The following is a 26,031-nucleotide window of genomic DNA, read 5'->3' on the forward strand; positions in this document are numbered from 1 at the left end:
AATGGACATTTTACAATCAGTTCAGGAATATCAGCCGTATAATAAAGAAGAGGTAAAAGAAAAGCAAATTATTTTAGATATGTTAGCCCAAAACAAGGAAATGATATTATTCCGAGACTCCCATCTAGCCCATGCAACGGCAACGGCCATGGTTTTTAATGAAAAGAAAGATAAAGTTCTTATGATAAAGCATAATATTTTTGATACATGGGCTTGTGTTGGCGGCCATGCAGACGGGGAGAAAGACCTTTTGTTTGTGGCAAAAAAAGAATTACAAGAGGAAACAGGAGTTTGTGATGCAACACCCATTTCCCATGAAATTCTTTCATTAGATATTCTTTTGGTTGCAGGGCATTATAAAAGAGGCGAGTTTGTTCCAAATCACCTGCACATTAATGCTACCTTTGGCTTTATTGCCAAGGAAAGCGTGAAATTACGAATTAAGGAAGATGAAAACTCCGATGTGGCTTGGATTCCTTTGGAAGAAATAAGTGCCCGTTGTAAAGAGGAAGAATTCGTGAAGGTTTACAAAAAAATCATCAAAAAAATTATTTAATGATAATTATTATCAGTTGATTTCTTCTCGAATTTATTGTACAATAGAAAAAATGGGTAATATAATTAAGAATCGAGTGAACTATTATGGAAAACGACGTGTGTGTTCGAGTTGCAAAAGAAAATGATGTAGAAGGGTTTTATGGCTTGTGGAAAATTTGCTTTGGAGATAGCGATAATTTTTGTAATTGGCTATTTCAAAATAGGTTTTTCCCTCACTATTCTGTTTGTTTAGAAAAAAACGGGGAGATCTTTAGTGCAATGCAGGCTGTGCCCTATACCATAAGTGTGCGGGGTAAGGATTTACCAGGAGCCATGCTTTGTGGCGTCTCAACCCATCCTGACCAGCGTAAAAAAGGGTATATGCGTAAGATTTTCACCATGGAAATGAACCTTTTACGGGAAAAAGGCAAATTGCTTGCGGTACATACCCCTGCTGTATTAGAAAGCTATTTTGCTTATGGTCATTTTCCTGTTGCCGATGCTTTGTACATGAAAGGTCGAAGAAAAGTGGATAAGCGGGATGATTTTCTTTTCTTTGAAAAATCCAGTTGGGAAGAATTATATCCTCTGTATGAAATGAACATTGGCCAGCGTTACAGTGGAGCTGTAAGGCGGACAAAAGCGGAATTTTTGCGTAAAGGCGAAGATTATGCCTCGGATGGTGGCAAGTGCATTGTTTTGAAAGATGATAAAATTCAGGGATATGCATTTGTTTACTTATTAGAAGATGAGTTGATTTGTCCTGAGGCTGTAGCCAATGATGGATATTATGGTGGTTTATTAGATGAACTTTTTGCTTTAGCCAACGGCAGAGAGATTTCAGTAAAGTTACCGCCAGATGTGGAAGTTCCATTCGAATTTGGTGAAAGAATACTTCGGCAAAAGGGCGTAGCCGGAGTTTGTAATATTGGTGAAATTTTAAAAAAATTAGAAATTAGTTGTCCATATAAAATTGAATGTTATGATCCAATTGTGCCTGAAAACAATGGCATTTTTTCCTTTGATGGAACAACAGTTGATGCTCAGCCTGCCATAAAAATAGAAGCGGGGTATTTTCTGGGTGTTTTAATGGGTTATGTTTCATTGGATGATGTAAGTCAATTCGTCACAATCTATAACAAGGATGGATATGACTTTATGAACCAGGCACTACCTAAATGTAAATGTTATATAATTGATGAATATTAAAATTGGAGGCAATCCTATGCCAGAGATGCAATGTATAAATAGATGCGAAATAGAAGATAAAAAAGAAGAAATGAAAGAGACAAACTCTGTATTTCATTTTAAACCAATTACCTTAGATAAAAAGGCTTTAATTGAAAGCTATACGAAGCCTTGGGGAGCAGAATGCTCCGACCTCTCCTTTGCGAACCTCTTTATTTGGGGTAGCGATGGAAAAATGCAGTATGCGGAAAAGGATAATGTACTTTATATTAAGTTAGATTTTAAAAGGGTTCCTGTATACTTTTGGGTGCCAATTCCAAAGTATGGTGTGGAGATTAATTACCGCAAGGCGGTTTATGATGCAATTGAGTATATGAAAAAGTTGGGGGTTGAGCCGACGTTTCGTTCCGTATCCTCTCCTTTTTATGAAATGATGAGAAAAGCTTGCCCAGAATTATTTATAATGCCAACGGATATTGCGTGGGATTATGTATATGAGCGTGAAAAACTGGAAACTTTGAGAGGCAAAAAACTACATGGTAAGAGAAACCACATCAATAAGTTTCTTTCATTATACCCAGATTATGAATATAAAAAACTTGACTCCTCCATGCTTCAAGATTGTGTGGCTCTTTATGACCAGTGGATTGAAGACAAGGATGAAGTAAGTGCAGAATTTAAGGAAGAGCGACAGTCTGTACTTTTGGCATTAAATAATATGCAAGAATTAGGCCTTGTGGGAGGCGCCATTTATGTGGAGGGCAAATTGATTGCCTTTACCGTAGGAGAACGATTACAGCCCCATATGCAGCTGATTCACATTGAAAAGGCAGATGCTTCTTATGAAGGGGCATATCCAATGATTAATCAGCAATATGTGAAAAATGAATGTATGGATGTTGAATTAATCAACCGTGAAGAAGATATGGGGATTGAAGGCATGCGTAAAGCAAAGCGTGGCTACTACCCTGTTAAAATGATTGAAAAATATTTGTTTAGTACCCGTGACATTTCTCAAATAAAAGGGATTTGGGGTCAGGAAAATTAAAAGAAAGACAGCACATTTTAGTGCTGTTTTTTTTATGGTTATGGAAGGTTGTCGTATAAATGGAACATCCTTCATTTAACAAGTAAAGTTTTGGCAAGTCACTAAATAAGAGGAATTTAATATATTCTTAATTAAAATCAATGAACTTTTTGATTTGCATCACTCTTAAGAATTTGTATGTCTTATTCTCTTTTCTTTTATCATATCTTAAAAGAGGGGGTGGAAAAAGTGAGTTTCATTGAAGCAATCAAACAATTGGTTTTAGAATTAGGAGCAGGCGGAATCTTTGTTGCCACCGCTTTAGAATACGGATGTTTTCCTGTTTCCAGTGAAATTTTATTGCCTTTTATTGGCTATGTGGTAGCAGTAAATGGATATAGTTTATTTTATACAATCATGATTGCAACTTTCGGAGGAATGATTGGAACAACGACTTGCTATTTGGTAGGGCGAATTGGTGGGAGGATGGTTGAAAGGCTGGCGGAACGCTTTGAAAGCATTGCCCTTGGGGTTGGGAAAGCCCAAAGTATTTTTCTTAAGTATGGAAAAGAATCGGTTTTTTTTGCAAGGCTTTTTCCCATTGCCCGTACATATATTTCTTTTCCAGCAGGCTTGGCAAAAATGCCGGCTGTTCCTTTTATTCTTTACACTACCGTGGGTGTTTTTCTGTGGAATACGGCCTTAATCAGTGCGGGTTATTTTTTGGGCACCCATTGGGATATTTGCAAAGAGTTTTTAAAAGCATATCAATGGCAGTTGTCCGGTGCCATTGCTCTGTTGGTGATTCTTTTTATTGTGATGAGAAATCGCTCTAGAAAAAAAAGTGGTTAGAAGGGTAACCTAAAAAGCAACGCATGCTAACAGCCAAAGGGATTCGCCAAAGCATGAGCCGCAAAGGAAACTGCTTAGATAATGCTGTTATTGAAAGCTTCTTTGGACTACTCAAAAGCGAATTGCTTTATTTGCAAAAATTTGAGTCAATTGAGCATTTCACATCAGAGCTGGTAGATTACCTTGATTACTATCACAATCGCCGAAGAAAGGCAAAGCACGAGGGCTTGCCACCTGCAATTCACAGACAGCAAGCCCTCAAGGCTGCTTAGTTAAAATATTTGTCTAACTTTTTGGGGTCAATTCAGAATTCTACGGTGCTTTTATCTATTCAGCCAATTGACTTAAAGCGTTCTCTGCATTTGCCAGTTGATTGGAATCAGGATACTCGGTAATAACCTTTTGGTAATAAGTTTTTGCCTGGTCAGCGTTTTCATCATTTTCTGCTATTTTACCTAAATAGAAATAAGCGTCATCAATGAAATTTTCGTTGGAAGCATATTTCAACGCATTCTCCAAATTAATCTTAGCTTCTGGGAACTTATTGCTAAGGAAATCGCTCTTTCCTTTTGTGTAAAGGTTGTCAGCGGCCTTAGGGTACGCTGTTGCTTTGACAGAATTATATTTTGAAATGTCTTCTTCGCTAAAGCCCATGGTATCGATACGGTCTAGGGTAGCCACACATCCTTCAAAGTCATTGTCTGTCATTTGAGAAACGGCCGTTTGTAACAACTCTAAGTTGGCCTGCTTTGTTTCTTCGCTGCGTAACTGTTTATTTTCCCCTTGCAAGGTTTCTAACTCCGTTCTCATTGCCAAAACTTCTTCGGGCGTCATTTTAGTCTCCCCTGCATAATTATCTACCTTCGTTTGAAGCTCTAGAATCGTCTTGTCTTTCCCCTCGTTAATGGCGGGCATAATCAAAACCAAGATAACAATTGCCGTGGTGCAGATGCCAACCAAAAAAGAAATCAAGTCTCTTTTTTCCAAAACTCCAATTTTCTTTTCCTTACGTTTATATCTTGGAATTGGCGGGGCACTATCTGTTCGCTTAATAGAGACTGTTTTGTCATCCTCTTTCTTTTCCGTAGAGCGTGCCGCTTTTTTGCGAATAACACTGGTAGAACCGCCGCCAATGATACTGGAATACTTTAAAGCATTGGGGTTCTTTTTATCCTTTTTCAGTACAATGTCAATAAAGTGCTGTGCCCTTTTATGGTTGTTTTCTTCTAAACAACACAGAGTCAGTAAATTATAGGCATCAATAAAATTCGGGTTGCTGTCGATGGCTTTTTTTAGTTGGATAATTGCCATATCGTCGCTGCCGTGGTTCAAATATAAAAGGGCTTGGTTGTACATAACAACGGCATCATTATATTTTTCCATTTCTCGGCCGTTTTTTTGCAAAAAGTCCATATAACCAACAGCAGGATTATTTTCTTTCATAATGGAGGTGCTGATAATCCAATGCTTTAGTGCATCCCCAATTCTACCTGTTTCGCAGTAAATAAGCCCTAAGAGATTTCGGGCCTGTATATTACTTTTATCAAAAAGAAGGCTCTGTTCTAATTTCTCTGCAGCGCCAGAAAGATCCATTTCCTTAGCCATTTCCAATGATTCGTTATATAAACGAATGGACAAGTTTCTGGTTTTAAGGAAAACAAAGGTATCAATTCCGCAAGTTGGACAGAGGTAGCCTTCGGAAAAGTCAAATCCACAATTCGGGCATCTCATTTTCATCGCTCCTTTGTTTTATTCCTGGGAAGCACCGATTTTTTTATCTTTGGCGATATGCTCAAGAATATCAACCAGATCTTTTAGCTGATTGGGCTGCAAGGCATCTTCAATCTGATCCAATTCAAGGATAGGCTGATATCTCGAAAGTTCATCTTTAAAATTGAACATAAATGTAACCTCCTTATTAAACTGATAAAATATAGGGACGTAGAGCACCAATCATATAAAGGGAACCGCAACAAAGAATAATACCAGCTTCATCAGTGATGTTCAAAGCTTTTTGATATGCGTTCTCCAGTTCTGGTTCAATATAAAAAGGCAACTCTTTGTGAAGTACAATATTAGCTAGTTTTTCTGCGTCTAACTTTCTTTGGCTGTGGGGTTCGGTTAAAACAACCTGATTGGCATAGGGCAATATCAACTCTGCCATTTTTTCATATTCTTTATCCCCCAAAACACCTAAAATCAAGGTGATGTTTTTACGATTAAAGTAGGTTTGCACGCTTTGTGCTAAGCGACGGATTCCATCTACATTATGGGCACCGTCTAGTATAACCAAAGGGTTATTCTTGCAAATCTCCATTCTTCCTGCCCAAACAGTGTTTGAAATGCCTTTACGAATGTCCTCTTTTGTGAATGCAAGGCCATTTTTTTTCAAAACTTCGCAAGCCTGTAAAACGGTAACACAGTTTTGTACTTGGTGAAGACCCAGTAAAGGTAAAAATAGTTCTTCATAGTTTAAAAAAGAACTTTTAACATCAAAAATAGTCCCCCTCAAAGATTGAGCGGAGATTTTGATTTCACTATCTTTCAGGCAGTAAAGGGGAGCGTTCAAAGCATCAGCATTGTTCTTTACAATATTATATACTAATTCTTCCTGAGAATACAACACCACAGGACAACTTTTCTTGATAATGCCGGCTTTTTCCATGGCAATGGCCTCTATGGTGTTGCCTAAAAAGTCAGTATGGTCCATACTGATAGACATAATGATACTGAGTATTGGGTTTTCAATAATATTTGTTGCGTCAAATCTTCCCCCAAGGCCCACCTCTATGATGGCAATATCCACCTTTTCTTCAGCAAAATAAAGATAAGCGGCTCCTGTTACCACTTCGAAAAGGGTAGGGGCTTCCTTTCCTTCTGCAACTAATTGCTGACAAGCTTGTTTTGTTCTAGTGATAATTTTTGCAAAAGCTTCGTCGGTAATTTCTTTGCCATTTATGATAAAACGCTCATTATATTTTTCAAGATGAGGTGAGGTATAGCTCGCAGTACGGTAGCCAGCCTCTTTTAAAATAGAAGAAAGCATTGCCGTAGCGGATCCTTTGCCGTTTGTCCCGGCAACATGAATCACTTTTAGTTTCTTTTCGGGATTACCCAGTTTTTCCATTAAGTTGATAATTCGCTCTAAACCGGGACAAGATGCAAAACCAATTTCTTTTTCTAAATAATGTATACTTTCTTGATAGTTCATAACGTTCTCCGTTCTATAAATATGAAAGAAACCAAAACCTCTATTCCTATAGATAAGGCCATGGGCTTGTGTAATTCGGCCTCCATAGGAACAACAAATTTTGGCTTAGTCTTCGTGAATTTTTAAATAATAGCAAATTACAGTATGCAGGTTTATTTGATTTATAAACGAAAGTTATATACTCTTTATCCTGACACTATTTATATTATACCAATATTCTTAGGTTCTGCAAGATTATTAAGAAATATGAAAAAGAAATTTACGTTGTCATTTAGATTTTAAATTACTGTTGTCTGAAATGAAATAAAAATGTATAATATAACAGATTTGTGGTTGAAGAAAGGAGAAAAACCAGCTATGGATTATGATAGAGAAAAAAGAAGGCAGGTAGAGAGACGGCGGCAAAGGGAAAAGAAACGTCGTAGGGGAAAAAGGATAAGATTTGTTATTTTTCTTCTTGTTGCCATAGTCATTGGCTTTTTAAGCTTTGGAGCCATGAAAAATCTCATGATGTCCTCTGGGGAGGAACCTGTATTAACGGGGGAGACCATAACAGTAACCATTCCTGAAGGGGCTTCCACTGCTGATATTGCTAATATTTTAAAGGAAAATAAACTGATTAAAAATGCATTTATGTTTCGTTTAAGTAGTAAAATTGATGGGTTTGATGGCAAATATCAGCAAGGCACTTATGAAATAGATAAGGGGCTAACCCAAACGCAGATTATGGAATTGCTGCAGACAGGTGTGGTTTTCAATGAGTTGAAAATTACTGTTCCTGAAGGTTTTACGACGAAACAAATTGCGGCGAGGGCAGAGGAGATGGGAATCTGTACTGCAGAAGAGTTTATCCAAGAATGTAACACTGGAACTTTTGACTTTGAATTTTTAAAGAATTTACCAGATAGAGAATTTAAGCTGGAGGGTTACCTTTTCCCTGATACCTATTATATCGAAGAGGAAACTACCGCCCACGATTTAATTCAAGCAATGCTGAAACGTTTTGAACAGATGTATACAAAAGAGTATCAAGATGCAGTAGCTGCAAGTGGTTATACTTTAGATGAATTGGTTACCATAGGGTCGGTAATCGAAAAAGAAATCAAAGTGGATGAGGAACGTCCTCGTGCTGCGGGAGTAATTTATAATAGACTGAATGATGGAATGCCTTTGCAGGTGGATGCAACGGTTTTATATGCCATGGGCATTGTAAAGGAAGATATTACTACCGTAGATTTGCAGTATGATTCTCCTTACAATACCTATAAAGTAACAGGCCTTCCCATAGGACCTATCTCTAACCCTGGGGAATTATCCTTGAAAGCCGCTCTTTATCCTGAAGAAAACAACTATATTTATTATGTAGTTGAAGCAAAGGGGCAGAATAATCATATATTCTGTGAAACTTATGATGAATTTTTGAAAGCTAAGGCAAACTATAAGGCAAGCGGCAACTAATTTTAGGAGAGAATGAAATGAATTATGTAACAGACGAAACCATGAATACCTTTTTACGTACCATTCAGCCTATGTATGATGGTGTGTTGGGTGAAATACAAAGAGAAGCAAATGCGGCTAATGTTCCAATTGTTCCATTGGAAACAGCCAGATTAATCAGCGTGTTGCTTTCTATGAAACAGCCAAAGCATATTTTAGAAATCGGTACGGCGGTTGGCTTTTCCGCAGGGCTTATGAGCAGATATTTGCAGCCTGGTGGTACAGTAACAACCATCGACAGGTTTGAGGTTATGTTAAAGGATGCCCGCCCCAATATTAAAAGAATGGGTCTTGAAGATACCATTACCATTTTAGAAGGGGATGCGGCGGATATATTACCTACCTTAGAGGGACCCTATGACGTGATTTTTTTGGATGCTGCAAAGGGGCAGTACAGCAGTTTCTTGCCCCATTGCCTTCGTTTATTGCCTGTAGGGGGAATTCTCATTGTTGATGACGTTTTACAGGGTGGAACCATTGCTCAAACCCGTTACAGCGTTCCAAGAAGACAGCGTACTATCCATAAACGGTTAAGAACCTTCCTTTGGGATATTACCCATAACGAAGCTCTGGAAACTTCGATTATCCCCATCGGTGATGGTATGGCTCTTTGCTATAAAACAAAGGAAATAGAAGGAGAAATAAAAAATGTTGAAACAGAATAAGCCGGAGCTTTTGGCTCCTGCGGGAGATTTAGAAAAGTTAAAAATCGCAGTTTTATATGGTGCCGATGCAGTATATATCGGTGGGGAAGCCTATGGTCTTCGTGCCAAGGCAAAAAACTTCGATTTAAACACCATGGCTGAGGGAATAAAATTTGCTCACGACCATGGTGCAAAGGTATATATTACGGCGAATATTTTAGCCCATAATGCTGACTTTGAAGGGATGGCGGAATACTTCAAGGCCGTTGAAAAAATCGGTGCTGATGCTTTGATTATTTCTGATTTAGGGGTGTTCTCTGTGGCCAGAGAAGCGGTACCCAATATGGAAATCCACGTTTCTACCCAAGCCAACAATACCAACTATATGAGTGCAAAAATGTGGTATCAACTTGGAGCAAAGCGTGTTGTTACCGCCAGAGAGCTTTCTTTTGAGGAAGTGAAACAAATTCGTGAAAACATTCCTGAGGATATGGACATTGAGGCTTTTGTCCATGGGGCAATGTGTATTTCTTATTCTGGCAGATGCCTATTAAGCAACTATTTAAGTGGTAGAGATGCAAATAAAGGGGCCTGTTCCCACCCTTGCAGGTGGAAGTATCATTTGGTTGAGGAAACTAGACCTGGTGAATATATGCCCATTGAGGAAAATGAAAGAGGCACTTATATTTATAATTCGAAGGATCTCTGCATGATTGAACACATTCCCGATATTATTGAATCAGGAATAATGAGCTTGAAAATTGAGGGACGCATGAAAACCCCATTTTACGTTGGTACGGTGGTAAAGGCATATCGACAAGCTATAGACGATTATTTGGCGGATCCTGCCCTTTATCAGGAAAAACTACCATATTATATGGCAGAGGTGTCAAAAGCCAGCCATAGGGATTATACTGACGGTTTTTACTATCAAAAGCCTGATGGAAATCAGCAAATTTATAATAGCAATACTTATATTCGTGGATTTGATTTTATTGGCGTGGTTCAGGAAGATAGCGACCCTGAAACAGGAATTGCCGTTGTTGAACAACGCAATAAGTTCTCCGTTGGTGATGAGATTGAAGTTATGCCGGCGAAGGGTGATGCCTTTACAATGACGGTTAGAAATATATGGAACGAAGAGGGTAACCCTGTGAATTCAGCCCCTCATCCTCAGCAGATTCTACGAATTCAGTTTGAAAAACCAGTGAAAAAATTTGACATGTTGCGCAAAATTGTGTTGGATGCTAAATAAATAACTTGATTTTTGGCGGAAAAACAGCTATCCTATATATTAGAATTGAAAAAAAGGAAAAGGATAAGCTTATGGAATTAACACAGTGTATCAACTATTTATTGACTACGGCGCAGCATTCTGTTTTTCAGTATTTGAATTCTAAACTGTCTGAGTATGACATTACCCCATCCCAGTATGGTGTTTTGAGCTGCTTATGGCAAAGGGAATTTGCAACCCCTAAGCAAATTTCTGAAATTCTATGCTTAGAAACATCTACAATTTCAGGCGTGTTGGATCGTATGCAAAAAAAAGGTCTGATTGACCGAGTAATCAACAAAGAAGATAGACGTGAAGTTAGGGTAGTTCCTACGGAAAAAGGTAAAGGTTTAGAAGAGCCGATTACGAAAATCATTGATAACGTAAATGAAGCAGTTTTGAAGTGTTTTTCTGAAGAGGAGATTGGAATTTTGAAGAGTAATCTTAGAATTATTGCTGATGGAAATCACTTTGAAGAAGGGTAAATAAGAAAGGTAGGTCTATGGCCTGCTTTTTTTATTGGGAAAAAATAATATGTACCAGGGCAAAGCCCTGATTAATCTTCTAATGCAGCATTGAGTTTTTTCAATGCCTTTTTTTCAATTCGTGATACGTACTCTCCTGTTAGAAAAGGGCTAAATGATTTTTATTGAAGGAAAATTGAGATATGTATAAAATGAAATAAATTGGGACGCTTAAATTTAGAAGCATAATTAAGGTATTTTCTTTTAGCGATAATCGAAGGAACTTGTTTTTAGGGCGAGAGAAAATGTTTGGAAAAAAGGAATTGCCAAATCAAATTCATCTTTTAACTGTAACATTGTATTGAAGGCAGACATTTTGTCTGTCTTTTTTAATGAATAAATTTAATTGTAGAGCAACCTTCCACCTAGTAGAAGGTATCCTATTAAGAAAATTAAAAGACGGCTTCTATTGCATTTTGAAGAGGAAATATTTCAGGGAAAAAGCTTGTTTAACCTTAGAAACACCTGTATTTAAGGCTTGGGGAACTCCCCTTTTACGATACAAACTGTAGCTGTAGAAGTTTTAGGGCTAAAGTGGATTAGTAGACAAAGTTCGTAAGCTTGGGGAGAGTTTTTTTCCACCTATGTAAGTTTGCATATAAAATGAAGGCTAGGTTGCAGTACGGGAAGGTTTTGATAAAAAGACTTTTTTCCCTATTATTTTTATTTTTTATAGCATATTGACATTCCAGTGAATGTATAGGCTATAAGTAAAGTATGCTTCTTGAAGGGAAGAGTTGGAGCAGATAGTTTTGGTTCCTAATAATATGACATTTTTAAGGTTTCATGAACCAAAGGTAATGCACAATGAAATGTTTCTACTTAATATCAATTAAGAAAGGATGAAAAGAATGGATTTTTCATTAACGAGAGAACAAGAAATGTTGAAAAAGCTTGCTCACCAATTTGCCGAGAACGAATTGGAGCCCGTTGCAGAAGAAATTGATCGTGAACATGTTTTCCCTGCTGAAAATTTTAAAAAAATGGCTGATGTCGGCTTAACAGGGATTGGCGTTCCGAAACAATATGGTGGTTCTGGTGGCGGTACACTGGAAAAAGTAATCGCAGTTTCTGAATTCGGGAAAAAATGTATGGCATCTGCTTCTATATTATCTATTCACTTGATTGCACCTCAGGCTATTTTAAAATATGGCACTGAGGAACAAAAACAAAAATTTCTCCCCCGATTAACAAAAGGTGGAGAATTGGGAGCTTTTGCTTTAACAGAACCCAATGCTGGTTCCGATGCGGCAGCAGTTAAAACAACGGCGTTCCTTGATCCCGAAACAAATGAATATGTTTTAAATGGTACAAAATGCTTCATTTCAGGTGGTAGTAGGGCGGGGGTTCTCATTCTCTTTGTTCTGACTGACCCCAAAAAAGGATTAAAAGGAATGTCTGCAATTATCGTGGAGAAAGGTACACCTGGTTTCAGCATCGGCAAAATTGAATCTAAAATGGGTATTGCAGGCTCTGAAACGGCAGAACTTATTTTTGAAGATTGCCGTGTTCCGGCTTCAAACCTTCTTGGAAAAGAAGGCAAAGGATTTAAAATGGCAATGGAAGCTTTGGATGGTGCTAGAATCGGCGTTGGTGCCCAGGCAATTGGTCTGGCAGAGGGTGCCATCGATTTATCCGTTAAATATATGCACGAACGTATTCAGTTTGGCAAACCAATTGCAAATTTACAAGGGATTCAGTGGTACATTGCAGACATGGCAACAAAAACTGCGGCTGCTAGAGCTTTGGTTGAATTTGCTGCTTACCTTGAAGATGCAGGAAAGCCTTTTACAAAGGAATCTGCAATGTGTAAATTAAATGCTTCTGAAAACGCACGCTTTGTTACAAACTTGGCTCTGCAAATTCACGGTGGTTATGGTTTTATGAAGGATTATCCATTGGAACGTATGTATCGTGACGCTAAGATTACTGAAATTTATGAAGGTACCTCAGAAATACATAAAGTTGTAATCGCCAGAGAGGTAATGAAAAGATAAGAAGGAGTGTAGGATTATGAGAATTTATGTTTGTGTAAAACAAGTTCCTGATACATCTGGGAAAGTAGCAGTAAACCCTGATGGTACATTAAATCGTGCCTCCATGGCGGCGATTATCAACCCTGACGATATGAGCGCCATTGAACAGGCTTTGAAGCTAAAAGATGCAACAGGTTGCCAGGTTACGGCAGTTACCATGGGGCCTCCTCCTGCGGAAGGGATGCTTCGAGAAATTATCGCTATGGGTGCTGATGATGGGATTTTGATTTCCGCCCGTGAGTTTGGTGGTTCCGATACCTTTGCAACTTCCCAAATTATTGCGGCGGCAATTCATAAATTAGGTCTTTCAGATGAGGACATGATTTTCTGTGGTAGACAGGCAATCGACGGCGACACAGCCCAAGTTGGCCCCCAGATTGCAGAAAAGCTAGAAATTCCTCAAGTTACATATGCTTCTGTTATTAAAAAGAGCGGTAACTCCATACTGGTAAAGCGTATGCTGGAAGATGGATATATGATGATAGAAGTAGAGACACCTTGTCTGATTACTTGTATCAAGGATAAGAGCATTAAGCCTCGTTATATGACGCTGAACGGAATCATGGAGTGTTATAGTAAACCTCTTATGGTTTTGGATTATGAAGCACTTAAGGATGAACCATTAATTGAACTGGATACCATTGGTTTGAAGGGCTCTCCTACAAACATTTTCAAGTCTTTTACCCCTCCTCAAAAAGGTGTTGGCATTATGCTTAAGGGAACAGACAAAGAAAAAGTGGATGATTTGGTTGACAGATTGAAAAATAAACATGTCATTTAACCGAAAGGAGATGAGCTGGTAATGAGTTTTAATAGTGCAGATATAAATGCGTTTCAGGATATTTGGGTATTTTGCGAACAGAGAGAGGGTAAATTAGTAAATACGGACTTTGAACTGCTTTCCGAAGGCAGAAAGTTGGCAGATGAACGTGGTTCAAAACTGGTGGGTGTTTTACTTGGTCACGAAGTACAGGGTATTGCAAAGGAATTGGGTGGATATGGTGCAGATAAGATCATTGTTTGCGACCATCCCGAGTTGAAATTTTATACTACTGATGCCTATGCCAAAGTATTATGTGACGTAGTAATGGAAGAAAAGCCGGAAGTTATCTTAATCGGTGCAACAAACATTGGCCGTGATTTAGGCCCAAGATGTGCAGCACGCTTACATACAGGTCTTACAGCAGACTGTACACACCTTGATATTGACATGAATAATTATGTAAATTTCCTGACCACATCTTCAACTTTAGATGTATCAACCATGAAGTTTCCTATGGAGGATACCAACTTAAAAATGACTCGTCCTGCTTTCGGTGGACACTTGATGGCGACAATTATTTGCCCACGTTTCCGTCCTTGTATGTCTACGGTTAGACCAGGGGTTATGAAGAAATCTGAGTTTAGTCAAGAAAAGGCGGATGCATGCCAAATCGTTATGCGTCAAGTTGAAATTTCCGCTGAAGACTTGAAAACGAAAGTAATTGATCTTGTAAAAGAAACCAAAAAAATTGTTGACTTAATTGGTGCCGAGATTGTTGTATCCGTAGGACGTGGAATCAGCAAAAATGTAGAAGGTGGTATCGAGTTGGCAGAAAAACTGGCAGATGCGTTTGGCAATGCAGTTGTTGGCGGTTCCCGCGCGGTAATCGACTCAGGCTGGCTTCCAGCGGATCATCAGGTGGGACAGACGGGTAAAACGGTTCACCCTAAGGTTTATGTTGCCCTTGGTATTTCTGGTGCCATTCAACATAAAGCTGGTATGCAGGATTCAGAAGTAATCATTGCTGTAAATAAAGATGAAACTGCTCCAATTTTTGACTGTGCAGATTATGGTATTACAGGGGATTTATTTAAAATTGTTCCTATGATGATAGATGCAATCAAAGAGACCCGAGATGCTTAATTCATGAATGGAAAATGATAGGTGGGTTCTCGTGCTCACCTATTATTGTAATTAAAAAATATAAAAGTAGTTAGCCAGCAAACTTGTAGTTTTATAAGCAAAAAGGAGAATCAAAGTATGAGAAAGGTATCCGTATTAAGCTATAATATGACCACCGCCGACGGAGCAGACCAAGATGGGTTGATTCCCATTGGCCGACAGTTCGATTTTATCGGCGATGTAGAAACAGAAGAAATGATTTTGGTTGATGGGGACGAGTCCCTTTGCCTTGGGTATGAAGATGTAAAATGCTATAAGGATGTTTATGTAGGAGACATGATCGATTTTAAAGCGACACTAACTAACGTGGGAAATACCTCCCGTGACTGCTGGATTGAGGTGTTTAAGGTGGCAACACCAGCATTTCGTGAAGGCAAAACCAACTGCAAGCCGGGCGATATGGTTTGGTTCGATGAACCGATTTTATGCACAGAAGGGAAAGTGCGTCTAGTTGTGAAAAAGCATTTGCAACGAGGGGCACAGCCTGATGGCAAAGTTGTTGAACCTTGGCGTCCTTTGGAGGACTTTCCAGAATAAAGACACTTCAGTTTATAGAAAAAGGGGAGTTAGCGATGAATGAACAGCAAAGCGTAACATTTCGTTATAGAATGTCGGACAGAGATGTGTTTTATGGCGGCGGTGTAGTCAATGGGGCAAGGAGTATCACGTTGGCCAATGATGCTGCAAACCGCCTGATGGCAAAGGTTTTCCAAAACACAGGTCATTGTATGGAGGTAAGAAAAGTACGGTTATATGAACCTTGTTTCGCAGGGGACTATATGGAATTTATTGCTCGGGTAAAGAAAATGGAAGGGAATCGTGCTGTAATTGAAGTTCGTTCTTTTAAAATTATTCAGGTTCCTGAAAATCCACCTTTCCCAAGTTCCATTGAAGTACTTCCCGAACCACCATTGTCTACGGTTGTACAGTTTGTTTACGAAGCATATTAATTTTTAGTGAAAAGAGGGGGGGATAATATGAAAAAAGCATTGGAAGGTTTGAAAGTGGTTGACCTTACAACAGCATTAAACGGCCCGTTTTGTACCATGATTTTAGCTGACTATGGTGCAGAAGTTTTGAAAATTGAGCCCGTCGAAGGGGAACAGTGCCGTTTTTGGGGTCCGCTGGATGAAAAAAGTGGGGAAAGTGGCTTTTATAATTATGTAAATAGAAATAAAAAAGGTGGCACTCTGAACTTAAAATCGGAAAAAGGCCTGGAATTGTTTTATGAACTGGTAAAAGATGCGGATATTTTGGTAGAGAACTTTAGAGGTGGTGTCACAAAGAAATTAAAAATTGATTATGAGACCATCAAAAAAATCAATCCCAGTATAATTTATGCATCAGGTTCTGGCTTCGGTCAGTATGGCCCAATTACCCATCGCCCCTGCTATGATATTGTTGCACAGGCTATGGGCGGGATGATTAACCTTACAGGTTTTAAAGATACGGACCCCGTTAAGGTTGGCCCTTCCGTAGCAGACCATGTTGCTGGCATTTATTTGGCTGTGGGGGTTTTGTTGGCACTTTACAACCGCAAAATCACAGGGGTTGGACAACAGGTAGACGTAGCTATGTTTGATACCATATTCAGTTTGTTAGAAAATGCAATCGTTAACTATACCATTGGAGGGTTTATTCCTGAAAGAAATGGTAACGTAGACCCATCTATTGCACCTTTTGATGTGTTCGATTGTAAAGATGGCTTTGTTGCTTTGGGCGTAGGAAATGATAGACTTTTCCACAAATTCTGTAAGGCGATTGGTCATCCTGAACTCATCGAAGATCCTCGTTTTACAAATAATGATTTAAGATGCAATAACTACATACCAGATTTACAAAACTTGATTCGTGAATGGTGCAAAGACTTTACAAAGAGTGAGATCGAAACCATTATGGATGAAGCAGGCATTCCTTGCGGGCCTGTATTGAACGTGAAAGAGGCGATTGAACATCCGCACATTAAAGCCAGAGAAATGATGGTTCATTGTGAACACCCTACTGCTGGGGATCAGTATTTCCAAGGCTGTGTAGTTAAGCTTTCTGAAACCCCAGGTGGGGTTGAAACGTCTTCTCCTCTTTTGGGACAGCATAATGGAGAAATTTTTGGCCTTACCAAAGAGGAAGTAGAAAAATTGAAAGCAGAAGGCGTGATGTAAGTACCCTAAGTTTGAACCTGTGTGTTCATATACCGTTTGTTATAAGGGAAAAAAGAGATGATTTATAAATAGATTAGAGAATTCTGTGGACTGTTTGTTTAGGATAAAAAATTAAGGTGGAGGTGTCAGTTTTATGAGAAAGGTATCTGTATTAAGTTATAATATGACCACTGCCGATGGAGCCAATCAAGATGGGTTAATCCCCATTGGTCGTCAGTTCGATTTTATTGGTGACGTGGAAACGGAAGAAATGATTTTGGTAGACGGTGACGAGTCCCTTTGTCTTGGGTATGAAGACGTGAAATGCTATAAAGATGTTTTTGTGGGGGATATGATTGACTTTAAAGCCACATTAACCAATGTTGGCAATACATCCCGTGATTGCTGGATTGAAGTTTTTAAAGTGGCAACCCCTGCATTTCGTGAAGGCAAAGCCCACTGTAAACCTGGAGAAATGATTTGGTTTGATGAGCCTGTTTTGTGTACCGAGGGCAAGGTGCGTCTGGTGGTAAAGAAGCACTTGCAACGTGGGGAACAGCCTGATGGTAAAGTTATTGATCCTTGGCGTCCGCTGGAAGACTTTCCTGAGTAAAGGACACTTAAGTTTATAGGAAAGGAGAATTACGATGAATGATCAGCAAAGCGTAACATTTCGTTATAGAATGTCAGATAGAGATGTTTTTTACGGCGGTGGCGTAGTCAATGGGGCAAGAAGCATTACTTTGGCAAATGATGCGGCAAACCGTCTCATGGCAAAAGTTTTTCAGAACACGGGCCACTGCATGGAAGTAAGAAAGGTTCGGCTTTATGAACCCTGTTTCGCAGGGGATTATATGGAATTCATTGCCAGAGTGAAGAAAATGGAAGGGGACCGTGCTGTAATAGAGGTTCGTTCCTTTAAAATCATTCAGGTTCCTGAAGATCCACCTTTCCCAAGTTCCATTGAGGTACTTTCTGAACCGCCATTATCCACGGTGGTACAGTTTGTGTATGAGCCTTATTAAGCCTATGAATACCATTGACTGTATTAAAGCAAGGCGGAGTATTCGGCGATTTTTACCCCAAAAGGTGGGACATGGGGTGATAGAGCAATTGATTGATTGTGCCCGTTGGGCACCCTCTTGGAATAATTGCAAGGCGGTAAGGTATACTGCTTTAGATAAAGAGGAGCATCTCAAAGTTTTGGCAAACACGCTGATGGCTGCAGAAAACAAACATATAGTGAAGAATGCCCCCTTGATATTGGTTGTTTCCAATGTGAAAAAGCGTTCCGGCTATGAAAGAGATGGCCATCTTTCCTCGTGCAAAGGGGAAAGTTGGGAAATGTTTGATGCGGGCGTGGCGTGCCAAACCCTATGCCTTGCAGCCACGGAGTTGGGGTTGGGCACTGTAATTATGGGTACTTTTGATGAAGCGGGTATAGCAAAGTTTATTGGGTTACCGGAAAACGAGGAAATCATTGCTTTGCTTGCTTGTGGATATGCAAATGAGACACCAAAGGCACCAAGGAGAAAAGAGGTTTCTGAGATACTAAGGTTTTTACAATAAACAGAAGAAAAAAAGGGGTAGGATTAAGTTTTTAATCCTACCCCTTAAATTTTTTGAACAAAGAATGAATGCACCCTTATTGGCATTATTTTTGGTTCTTCTTTTCGATTGGGATAATTATTTTTGTGACATGTTCGTCGATATTGTTTATGTCTAGGGGTGATATGATAAATTCTTCTGAGACAGGTCCAATAATTTTATATTGGTTTTGATTAATCCACTGAACCAATCGAATATGGGTATGTATAATATCTGCATAATTTCCTACATGAATGGCTGTTGCTGCGGTGAAGTTTCCGAAGGGCCGAAAGCAATCGTCATCACCAACGGATTCTACAGTGATACCGAATTCAATGTCGGTATCCGTATATAAAAACTGTTCTAATGGATTGCAATAATAGGTTACGAATATGGTGCCTTTATTTTTTAAATTCATTTTTTCACATAAATCAATAATTTCTACCCATCTGTAGACTGAAACTTCCACGTTTGAGTAATTGGTCATGGTTTTTCTTGTATAGACCAAATTCGCCTCGGGAATTTCCTCTATGGTAATCCCTTCAATGTTGAGGTCTTCTTTGATATTTAAGAAATCCACACCCGTTTTTAGACGCTGTAAGAAAGCACTGGTTGCTGCATATTTCTTCTGGAGGCAATTAATTTCGTCCAACAAATCCGTTAATTTCGTTTCAATATTTTTTTCAAGGTCATCGGCTTTGTTTCCCTTGATAATACTTTGAATTTCTTTTAATCCAAAGTCCATGGTGCGGAGTTTGCGGACTATGCATAACGTAATCAGTTGATCCTTACTGTAGTATCGGTATCGGCTTACTTCATCCCGAAACTCAGGAACAACCAATTCTATTTCATCATAATATCGCAAAGTTTTGCTGGGAATGTGACATATTTCTGACACTTCTCTTATAGAGAATTTGTAATCTTGGCTCATTTTCTCATCCTCCCCATAAATGATATTGGTATTATAGCACAGTTGGAAACTATTTTCAATTTTTTATACTGTAAACAATGAAACAAAAACTCTAAGTATACTTCAATTTTATAAACACATTAACTATGTAATTTTGCAAGATAATGCCATATTGCGTAGCAGGGTACAGTGGCGGTAAAGTTTTAACGAAAAGTAAGGGTAGCTACGGAAAAAATACATGGAAAGGATATTGACATTCCCCTAACAGCAATGGCTATAATCAAGCTATAGCAATTGTTTAATTATAACAATTTTTTTGTAAAATAAATAAAAATTTTGGCGGAGAATTTCATAAAACCAATTATATTATTTGAAACATAATGCAATCTTTATAACAATCTTATGGTATTAAATAGTAGATTGCATGTTTTTATTAATGATCAGTATTTTTTTGAGCCGTTTTATTTTGGCATAAAGTATGCAGCAACTGAAACATGCACCAAGTCACCACTTTGCTTTTTATAAGAACCTTGGTTTTAAGCTTATTACTACTATGATTTAAGCTTCATAGTTTCAAATAAGTGTTATTATATTTTTCTCTTAAAACATTAATGAAAGGAGGCAGGGGGTACGAATTGTTGAAAAGGAATGAAGGGTATTTTTTTAACAAGGGAAGGTGAGTGTGAATGGACTTAATAATTAAAAACGGTACGATTGTAACAGAAAAAGAAATGTTTCGTGGCGATATTGCAGTAAAGGATGGAATTATCGCTGCAATTGGAACTGATCTTTCTAACATTTCTTGTACTAATGTTGTAGATGCAACTGGTAAACTGGTTTTACCGGGAGCAATTGATGCACATACCCATTTAGCAATGCCTTTTGGTGGTACGATTTCTGCAGATGGGTACTATGCAGGAACAAGAGCGGCAGCTTGTGGTGGCACAACCACAGTTTTTGACTTTGCGCTTCAGGATTTTGATGAAAAGATGATTGATGTTGTGAAAAGAAGAGATGCACTTGCAGCACCGGAAGCGGCGGTGGACTATGCATTTCATATCGGTGTGAAGGATGTTCACGGCGAACTGTTGGACTCCATGAAAGAGGCAGTGGAATATGGCGTTCCTTCCTTTAAAGTTTTTATGGTGTACGACTTTGGCGTAACCGATGGTGTTTTTTATCAGGTATTAGAAAAAGCAAAAGAAATAGGCGCACTTATTTGTGTTCATGCAGAAAATAACGAAATGGTTAATACCCTGGTAGAAAAATACATTTCCGAAGGAAAAGGCGATGCTTGGCATCATTATTTATCTCGCCCTGAGTTCGTAGAAGCCGAAGCCGATTCCAGAGCAATCTCATGGGCAAAATCCTTAAACGCACCCCTTTACATCGTACATCTGGCAAACAAACAGGGCGTGGAATACGTAACCAAAGCAAAAGAAGAAGGGTATCCTATTTATGCTGAAACCTGCCCTCAGTATTTGAACTTTACTTGCGATGTATATAAAAGAGAAGACGGAAGGAATTTTGTCTGTTCACCTCCAATTAAGGCCCAAGAAAGTCAGGATGCAATTTGGGAAGCAATCAAACGGGGGGATATTGACACCGTAGCAACAGACCACTGTCCTTTCCAGCAGTCTGAAAAAGACTGGGGCAAAGACGACTTTAGAAAAATTCCTAACGGTTGTGCCGGCATTGAAAACATGTATCCTTACATGCTTGCAAAGGCAAACGAAGGAAAGATTTCCTTTATGAAGGCTGTTGAAGTATGTTCTTCCAACCCTGCAAGAATTTTTGGCTGTACACAAAAAGGCGGCTTAACCGTAGGTAAGGATGCAGATATTGTTATTTACGACCCTGAAAAGGATTTCACAGTAACTTGTGAAAACATGCATTCTGACTACGATCACACAATTTGGGAAGGCACACAACTTCATGGTTACCCTGTTAAAACCTTCTCACGAGGGCGCCTTGTTTACGAGGATGGTGAGTTTAAAGGCGAACCTGGATGGGGGAAATTCATTAGAAGAAACTTAAGTCAATAAAAACTAAATATAGATGGAGAGGGTTATATGAGTAAATATACGCAACAGGAAAAGAATGGTCTCTTTGAGTTAACATCAGAAGCAGCTTCCGAACTGAGCAATTCTCAGTATTATAATCCAGACTTGGCACCAACATCGGTAAACGAAAGAACTTGGAATGCTTTTAGTATTTGTAACCTTTGGGTTGGTATGTCAATTTGTATCCCGTCATTGGCTTTGGCATCCTCTTTGGTTGCATTGGGCATATCCCCTATGCTTTCTGTAATCAACGTAATTTTAGGTAACCTTATTGTATTAGTACCTATACAGCTGAATTCCAAAATAGGCACAAAATATGGTATCCCTTTCCCTATTTTCTCCAGAATGACATTCGGGAATAAGGGAACGCAGCTACCAACATTTTCACGATCTATTATAGCCTGCGGTTGGACGGCGGTGCAAAGCTGGGTTGGCGGCGGCGCTATTGCAGCCCTAATCGGTATTGCCATTCCTATGTTTGCCGATCAGAATGTTACGATGGCTCTTCCAGGCAATGATAGCGTTATTGTTGGCCAGATGATTGGGTTCTTTATCTTTATGATTTTAATTTTTGTGGTTGCCTATAACGGTATCGAAAAAGTTAGATGGGTTCAAAACGTTGGTGGCCCTATTCTGATTATCGTAATTTTAGGATTATTGTTGTGGTCTTTAAACGCAATTTCCACATCTGGTCACTCTCTTGCAAATGTATTTACTGCAGGTAATGATGCCGCATTAATCGAAAAAAATGGTGGATTTGCCTTTGTTTATATGGCAGGTCTGACGGGCAATATTGCGTTCTGGGCAACAATGGCACTGAATATCCCTGACTTCTCTAGATATGCGAAGAGTCAGAAGAGCCAGTTTATGGGTCAGTTGATTGGTATGCCCATCCCTATGGCGTTGTGTGCATTCGTTGGTGCGATTTTTGCACAGGCAACAAAGTATACAGTTGGCGAACCACTCTTTGATCCAACAAGCGTATTCTATTATGTAGATAACAAACTTTTGGTTGCAGTTTGTGCAATCGGTGTAATTATGGCAACAATTACAACTTGTGTTGCTGCGAACGTTGTTGCTCCTGCCAACGGATTTTCCAATATTTCTCCAAGAAAAATTAGCTACAAAAAAGGGGTAGTAATCACTTGTTTGGTAGCAACTTTTGTTACACAGCCTTGGTGGATTTATGGGTCTGGCGCTAGCTACATTTTCAACTGGCTGAACAACTATGGTACCATTATTGCTCCCGTTGCCGCAATCTTGATTGCTGACTACTTTATCTGTAAGAAACAGCTTGTAGACGTTGCAGGTCTGTATGAGGGTGAAGGGGGAAGGTATTGGTATGATGGCGGCTGGAATAGAAATGCCATGATCGCTTGGGTTGTATCCTTTATTATTCCTTTGGTGGGTAATACGGTGTTTAAATATCAGGCGGGTTCTGGCTTAAAGCCCAACTTCATTCAATTCTTGGCAGCAAACGGATATCTTGTTTCTTTCATCATTGCAATCGTTGTTTATGTTGTTTTAATGAAGAAAACAGAAGGCAAAGCCCATTATGGCTATGTCACAGAAGAAGAGCATGAAGGATTTACAGTAAACCGATAAAAAAGCAGTTAAAATAGTCTAAGTTCAGCGGAAGAACGGGACACTATGCAATTAGCCATCTCCCCACAAGGGAATTTTCGAAAGCCCGTTAAAAAGATAAAAATAGCAAAGAAAGAAGGAATCGATTATGTACAGATGTAGTTTAGAAAGAACCAGTGACAAAATCAGAACTTTTTCTAAGTTTGGTGACGCCGGTCATGGTGGAATTACCAGATATTCTTTATCTGATGAGGCGAAACAAGCAAGGAAATATTTTGTTGAGAGAATGACGAAGATTGGTGCAACCATCGAAACAGATGACTTTGCTAATATGTACGCAATAATCCCCGGAAGTGACCCTAATGCAAAAAGGATTGTAATGGCATCTCACGCTGACTCCGTACGTAACGGCGGGAATTATGATGGTATTTTAGGTGTTATTGGTGCGATGGAAGTGTTAGAAACCGTAGTGGCTGAAAACATCCCTCATAAACATCCTTTAACTGCCATGATTTGGACCAACGAAGAGGGTTCATTATATCCTCCTGCAATGATGAGCTCTGGTGTAGTGTGTAATCCCTATTTGCCTGAAGCCATTGCAAAAAACTTCAAAGAAGAAAATATGCTTGCATCCAAGAGCGTTTTAGACAAAGTAACTACTTTTGGCGAAGCTCTTGAAAAAAGCGGTTATAAAGGTGCAAAGGAAAATCGCCTTAACCCTGACCAATATAAGGCCATGTTCGAATTACATATCGAACAGGGTCCTATCTTAGAAAATGCAGGCAATGACGTTGGTGTGGTTTCTTGTGTACTGGGTATGTTTAACACCAGAGTTAAATTCTATGGTCAGGCTGCTCATGCAGGCACATTCCCCATGGAATACCGTCAGGATGCTCTTTTTGCAGCAGCACAAGCACTTTGCTATTTGCATGAAGAAATTGACAAATTAGGTCGCCCTGAACTGGTATATACAACAGGAGAAATTGTTGCTCATCCTTGTGTACATACTGTAATTCCTGATTATGTGGACTTCTCCATCGATGTTCGCCATGAGGATCCTGAATTGCTGAAAAAAGTGTATCAGATTGTTAGAAGCTTAGATGGACAGGAATGGGCAAAGTGTCGTTGTGAAGTAGTGGATCAGTGGAATCGTGATACCGTTTATTTTGATAAGACACTGGTTGATTATGTGAAAAAGTCAGCTGAAGAACTGGGTACAAAGCATCAATTTATTAACAGTGGTGCAGGGCATGATGCACAGTTTGCTGCTTATGTAATGCCTACGGCTATGATCTTTGTTTCCTCTGAAAAAGGCTTATCCCACTGTGAACCTGAACATACCAGTGATGAGGTTTGTACGGAAGGTGCCAGTGTATTGTTGAATGCAGTTTTAAAGTGCGATAACGAATAAGTTGTTTTGTAAACGAAATTTTCTGCCTTAGAAAGCTTGGAGGCGTCTGAAAATTTGTTGACGCCTCCTTGTTTATGAAATGTTTAGTAAAAAAGAAGGTTAAGAGCTGGGGTGTGGAATGATTGATCGTTTGATGATATTTCTTTCGATTCAAATGAGTATAGAACTTTTTAACATGAAAATAATTGATGCAGAAAGAAAGACTGAGCTGGATAAAAAACTCAACTAAGTTTATACGATAATTCTTAGAATGAATCATTAAAGGAATAAACTGAGTTTTTTATTATTGATAAAAGGCTTAGAAATATGAGAGGAGTTGAAGAATTTGAGTAAGGTAATTAAATCAACGTTTATTTCTGAGGCTGTTGAAGGCTTTACGCCAAGAACAGCTATGGAAGAGGCTTCAAGATGTTTGTTATGCCATGATGCCCCTTGTAGCAAAGGCTGTCCCGCAGGTACTGATCCAGGAAAGTTCATTCGCTCAATTCGCTTTAGAAACGTGAAGGGTGCTGCAGAAACAATCAGGGAAAACAATATTTTAGGTGGTAGCTGTGCAAGAGTTTGTCCTTATGATAGATTATGCGAGGAAGCTTGCAGCAGATGTGGAATAGATAGACCTATCGAAATTGGAAAATTGCAAAGATTTGCTATAGAACAAGAAGAAGCTTTGAATATGACCGTATTGAAAGCACCAGAAGTGAAAAAAGAAGCAAAGGTTGCTTGTGTTGGTTCCGGCCCAGCGTCCCTTGCTTGTGCGGCAAAACTTGCCATGGAAGGCTACGAAGTTACGATTTATGAAGCTGAAGAAAAAGCAGGTGGCGTTTTAACCTATGGTATCGCGCCCGCAAGATTGCCTCAGCACGTAGTTGATCATGACATTGAAACAGTGAAAAACTTGGGTGTGAAGTTTGTGTTTAACACCAGAGTTGGCAAGGATATTACTTTGGAAAAATTGCAGGAAGACTATGCTGCTATTTTCGTTGGTGCAGGCTTATGGTTGGAAAAATTGCCTGAAATTCCTGGTGTTGAATTACCTGGGGTTATGGCAGCGGCTGACTTCTTGAAAAAAGCAAGAAAATCTGAAGGTACTTATAATCCGGGAAGAAGAGTTATTGTAATTGGTGGCGGTAACGTTGCTATGGATAGTGCAGTATCTGCAAAATTGTTGGGTGCTGAAAAAGTAGATATTTATTATAGAAGAACCATTGAAGAGGCACCTGCAGATATGGCTGAGTTCCAGTATGTTCTTTCTTTAGGTATCTCTATTACAACAAACTTTGCTCCTGCTGAGGTGCTTGGCACAGATAAAGTCGAAGCCATGAAGTTTAAGGGCAGAGATGGTGAGTCTGAAGCGAAAGTTGCAGTGGATACGGTTATTTTTGCCATAGGACAAGGCGCTGAAGACATGGGAAGTATTGCTCCATTTGCTTTGAATGAAAAAGGCTTAATTGTAGTAGATTATAGCTGCAAAACAAGTGTTGACGGAATTTTTGCCGGTGGCGATGTTACTTTAGGCGGAAAGACCGTTGTGGAAGCTGTTGCATCGGGTAAAATTGCAGCAGTAGGAATGATGAATTATCTTGCACAGAAAGAGGTGAACTAAA

25 protein-coding genes and 1 pseudogene are annotated in these 26,031 nt (G+C 39.1%); 22 read left to right on the plus strand and 4 right to left on the minus strand.

What is annotated here, in order from left to right; genetic code table 11:
• Nucleotide 1 precedes the first annotated feature (1 nt).
• From RBQ60_RS05975 to RBQ60_RS05995, 5 genes and pseudogenes are all read left to right on the plus strand, one after another.
• Complete coding sequence (locus RBQ60_RS05975; protein WP_307885668.1) at nucleotides 2–556, plus strand: NUDIX hydrolase; 555 nt, start codon at nucleotides 2–4, stop codon at nucleotides 554–556.
• A gap of 86 nt (nucleotides 557–642) precedes the next feature.
• Nucleotides 643–1,746: a GNAT family N-acetyltransferase gene (locus tag RBQ60_RS05980; protein ID WP_307885669.1), complete on the plus strand. Its 1,104-nt coding sequence runs from the start codon at nucleotides 643–645 to the stop codon at nucleotides 1,744–1,746.
• 16 nt (nucleotides 1,747–1,762) lie between these two features.
• Nucleotides 1,763–2,773 (plus strand): DUF2156 domain-containing protein, encoded by a 1,011-nt coding sequence (locus RBQ60_RS05985; protein ID WP_307885670.1) that lies wholly within the window; start codon nucleotides 1,763–1,765, stop codon nucleotides 2,771–2,773.
• Nucleotides 2,774–3,001: 228 nt separating this feature from the next.
• A complete protein-coding gene (locus tag RBQ60_RS05990) occupies nucleotides 3,002–3,604 on the plus strand; it encodes a DedA family protein (protein ID WP_307885671.1) in 603 nt (200 codons plus the stop codon).
• Nucleotides 3,605–3,645: 41 nt separating this feature from the next.
• Nucleotides 3,646–3,876: pseudogene (locus RBQ60_RS05995) on the plus strand (IS3 family transposase); the annotation flags it as partial.
• A gap of 55 nt (nucleotides 3,877–3,931) precedes the next feature.
• Here the strand turns inward: RBQ60_RS05995 and RBQ60_RS06000 are convergent.
• Genes RBQ60_RS06000 through RBQ60_RS06010 form a run of 3 tightly spaced genes read right to left on the minus strand, consistent with a single transcriptional unit; the run spans nucleotide 3,932 to nucleotide 6,815 of the window.
• Complete coding sequence (locus tag RBQ60_RS06000) at nucleotides 3,932–5,335, minus strand: tetratricopeptide repeat protein (RefSeq protein WP_307885672.1); 1,404 nt, start codon at nucleotides 5,333–5,335, stop codon at nucleotides 3,932–3,934.
• Nucleotides 5,336–5,353: 18 nt separating this feature from the next.
• Complete coding sequence (locus RBQ60_RS06005; RefSeq protein WP_304509195.1) at nucleotides 5,354–5,506, minus strand: hypothetical protein; 153 nt, start codon at nucleotides 5,504–5,506, stop codon at nucleotides 5,354–5,356.
• 16 nt (nucleotides 5,507–5,522) lie between these two features.
• Nucleotides 5,523–6,815 carry a bifunctional folylpolyglutamate synthase/dihydrofolate synthase gene (locus tag RBQ60_RS06010; RefSeq protein WP_307885673.1) on the minus strand — a complete coding sequence of 431 codons (1,293 nt, stop codon included), beginning with the start codon at nucleotides 6,813–6,815 and terminating at the stop codon, nucleotides 5,523–5,525.
• 357 nt (nucleotides 6,816–7,172) lie between these two features.
• Between RBQ60_RS06010 and mltG the strand changes: the two genes are divergently transcribed.
• The 13 genes from mltG to RBQ60_RS06075 all read left to right on the plus strand — a co-directional run bounded on the left by mltG (nucleotide 7,173) and on the right by RBQ60_RS06075 (nucleotide 18,441).
• Nucleotides 7,173–8,273 (plus strand): endolytic transglycosylase MltG, encoded by a 1,101-nt coding sequence (mltG, locus tag RBQ60_RS06015; RefSeq protein ID WP_307885674.1) that lies wholly within the window; start codon nucleotides 7,173–7,175, stop codon nucleotides 8,271–8,273.
• A 17-nt stretch (nucleotides 8,274–8,290) separates the two neighbouring features.
• Nucleotides 8,291–8,977 (plus strand): O-methyltransferase, encoded by a 687-nt coding sequence (locus tag RBQ60_RS06020; protein WP_307885675.1) that lies wholly within the window; start codon nucleotides 8,291–8,293, stop codon nucleotides 8,975–8,977.
• The gene (locus tag RBQ60_RS06025) at nucleotides 8,961–10,211 is read left to right on the plus strand and encodes a peptidase U32 family protein (protein ID WP_307885676.1); all 1,251 of its coding nucleotides are present in this window, start codon (nucleotides 8,961–8,963) and stop codon (nucleotides 10,209–10,211) included. Before RBQ60_RS06020 ends, RBQ60_RS06025 begins: the two co-directional genes overlap by 17 nt.
• Nucleotides 10,212–10,282: 71 nt before the next feature.
• Complete coding sequence (locus tag RBQ60_RS06030) at nucleotides 10,283–10,714, plus strand: MarR family winged helix-turn-helix transcriptional regulator (protein ID WP_307885677.1); 432 nt, start codon at nucleotides 10,283–10,285, stop codon at nucleotides 10,712–10,714.
• An 890-nt stretch (nucleotides 10,715–11,604) separates the two neighbouring features.
• A complete protein-coding gene (gene acrC / locus RBQ60_RS06035; protein ID WP_307885678.1) occupies nucleotides 11,605–12,750 on the plus strand; it encodes an acryloyl-CoA reductase in 1,146 nt (381 codons plus the stop codon).
• 16 nt (nucleotides 12,751–12,766) lie between these two features.
• Nucleotides 12,767–13,570 carry an acryloyl-CoA reductase electron transfer subunit gamma gene (gene acrB / locus RBQ60_RS06040; protein ID WP_307885679.1) on the plus strand — a complete coding sequence of 268 codons (804 nt, stop codon included), beginning with the start codon at nucleotides 12,767–12,769 and terminating at the stop codon, nucleotides 13,568–13,570.
• 21 nt (nucleotides 13,571–13,591) lie between these two features.
• Nucleotides 13,592–14,695 (plus strand): acryloyl-CoA reductase electron transfer subunit beta, encoded by a 1,104-nt coding sequence (acrA, locus tag RBQ60_RS06045; protein WP_307885680.1) that lies wholly within the window; start codon nucleotides 13,592–13,594, stop codon nucleotides 14,693–14,695.
• A 117-nt stretch (nucleotides 14,696–14,812) separates the two neighbouring features.
• Nucleotides 14,813–15,271 carry a beta-alanyl-CoA:ammonia lyase gene (locus RBQ60_RS06050; protein ID WP_307885681.1) on the plus strand — a complete coding sequence of 153 codons (459 nt, stop codon included), beginning with the start codon at nucleotides 14,813–14,815 and terminating at the stop codon, nucleotides 15,269–15,271.
• 35 nt (nucleotides 15,272–15,306) lie between these two features.
• Nucleotides 15,307–15,684, plus strand: coding sequence for a hotdog fold domain-containing protein (locus RBQ60_RS06055; RefSeq protein ID WP_307885682.1), 378 nt, complete (start codon nucleotides 15,307–15,309; stop codon nucleotides 15,682–15,684).
• Between the two features lie 27 nt (nucleotides 15,685–15,711).
• A complete protein-coding gene (locus tag RBQ60_RS06060) occupies nucleotides 15,712–16,893 on the plus strand; it encodes a CaiB/BaiF CoA transferase family protein (protein ID WP_307885683.1) in 1,182 nt (393 codons plus the stop codon).
• A gap of 133 nt (nucleotides 16,894–17,026) precedes the next feature.
• Nucleotides 17,027–17,485, plus strand: a complete 459-nt coding sequence (locus RBQ60_RS06065) for a beta-alanyl-CoA:ammonia lyase (protein ID WP_307885684.1) — start codon at nucleotides 17,027–17,029, stop codon at nucleotides 17,483–17,485.
• Between the two features lie 34 nt (nucleotides 17,486–17,519).
• Nucleotides 17,520–17,897: a hotdog fold domain-containing protein gene (locus RBQ60_RS06070; protein ID WP_307885685.1), complete on the plus strand. Its 378-nt coding sequence runs from the start codon at nucleotides 17,520–17,522 to the stop codon at nucleotides 17,895–17,897.
• Nucleotides 17,884–18,441 carry a nitroreductase family protein gene (locus RBQ60_RS06075; protein WP_307885686.1) on the plus strand — a complete coding sequence of 186 codons (558 nt, stop codon included), beginning with the start codon at nucleotides 17,884–17,886 and terminating at the stop codon, nucleotides 18,439–18,441. Before RBQ60_RS06070 ends, RBQ60_RS06075 begins: the two co-directional genes overlap by 14 nt.
• Before the next feature lie 85 nt (nucleotides 18,442–18,526).
• On the opposite strand, the gene RBQ60_RS06080 is transcribed toward RBQ60_RS06075, so the two are convergent.
• Nucleotides 18,527–19,390, minus strand: coding sequence for a MerR family transcriptional regulator (locus RBQ60_RS06080; protein WP_307885687.1), 864 nt, complete (start codon nucleotides 19,388–19,390; stop codon nucleotides 18,527–18,529).
• Nucleotides 19,391–20,055: 665 nt separating this feature from the next.
• On the opposite strand from RBQ60_RS06080, the gene hydA reads away from it, so the two are divergent.
• The 4 genes from hydA to RBQ60_RS06100 all read left to right on the plus strand — a co-directional run bounded on the left by hydA (nucleotide 20,056) and on the right by RBQ60_RS06100 (nucleotide 26,030).
• Nucleotides 20,056–21,414, plus strand: a complete 1,359-nt coding sequence (gene hydA / locus RBQ60_RS06085; protein WP_307885688.1) for a dihydropyrimidinase — start codon at nucleotides 20,056–20,058, stop codon at nucleotides 21,412–21,414.
• Nucleotides 21,415–21,441: 27 nt separating this feature from the next.
• Nucleotides 21,442–23,037, plus strand: a complete 1,596-nt coding sequence (locus RBQ60_RS06090; protein ID WP_307885689.1) for an NCS1 family nucleobase:cation symporter-1 — start codon at nucleotides 21,442–21,444, stop codon at nucleotides 23,035–23,037.
• Nucleotides 23,038–23,164: 127 nt separating this feature from the next.
• On the plus strand, nucleotides 23,165–24,427 hold the full coding sequence (locus RBQ60_RS06095; RefSeq protein ID WP_307885690.1) for a Zn-dependent hydrolase: 1,263 nt from the start codon (nucleotides 23,165–23,167) through the stop codon (nucleotides 24,425–24,427).
• Nucleotides 24,428–24,752: 325 nt separating this feature from the next.
• Nucleotides 24,753–26,030 carry an NAD(P)-dependent oxidoreductase gene (locus RBQ60_RS06100; RefSeq protein ID WP_307885691.1) on the plus strand — a complete coding sequence of 426 codons (1,278 nt, stop codon included), beginning with the start codon at nucleotides 24,753–24,755 and terminating at the stop codon, nucleotides 26,028–26,030.
• The last annotated feature ends 1 nt before the right edge of the window (nucleotide 26,031 follow it).

The organism is Anaerotignum sp. MB30-C6, assembly GCF_030908465.1.
Taxonomy (GTDB): Bacteria; Bacillota; Clostridia; order Lachnospirales; family Anaerotignaceae; genus Chakrabartyella.